This is a genomic window from Alteromonas sp. 5E99-2 (assembly GCF_017368475.1).
GTDB lineage: Bacteria > Pseudomonadota > Gammaproteobacteria > Enterobacterales > Alteromonadaceae > Alteromonas_F.
This window is the reverse complement of record NZ_JAFNJE010000073.1, coordinates 1-540: the sequence shown is the minus strand read 5'-3', so window position 1 is coordinate 540 and position 540 is coordinate 1. Positions and strand designations below refer to the sequence as shown.

Here is a 540-nt window from a genome sequence, read left to right as displayed (position 1 = left end):
TAGTCGAGCGTAAGACGCAAATTGCTGAACGCGATCGAAGCGTTGTATGTCACCCACTTCGTATAAAATAGTGAGCGCCAGTATTTTACCAATGCCAGGAAAGGACTTTAGAATATGGAAGTCACTGCCCTTGTGGCACTGGGCTTTAAGCTTCACGTAATGCTCAATTTTATAGATTTCATGCACCATGGTATCGATGATGTTGAGGTTTAAATCCATACTCTTTTGCACAGCCTCATCAGGAAAGAAGTGATGCATTTGCTGCCTGGCGGGGGAGTTTTGCAGGTTTAATCGTGTTTCAGGCGCAGGTAGATTATATTGGCTGACGGTGCTGTAGACATGAGCCTTGAGCTGAGCACTCATACGCATGATGTGGGTGCGCCTCCTTAATGCATCTCTGATAAAACGATGCTCTTTGGGATAAGCATAAGCAAGAGGGAAGTTACCCCCGCGCATGAGTTTGGCGATTTTAAGCGCATCGATTCTATCATTCTTAGTTTTACCTGCATGAATGGCTTTCATGTAAAGTGCGTGGCCAAG

At 45.4% G+C, this 540-nt stretch carries 1 protein-coding gene; it reads right to left on the bottom strand.

The window, feature by feature from the left end; translation table 11 throughout:
* On the bottom strand, nt 1–522 hold a 522-nt coding region (locus tag J3L16_RS15940; protein WP_242698884.1), incomplete at its 3' end, for a transposase.
* Nucleotides 523–540 lie beyond the last annotated feature (18 nt).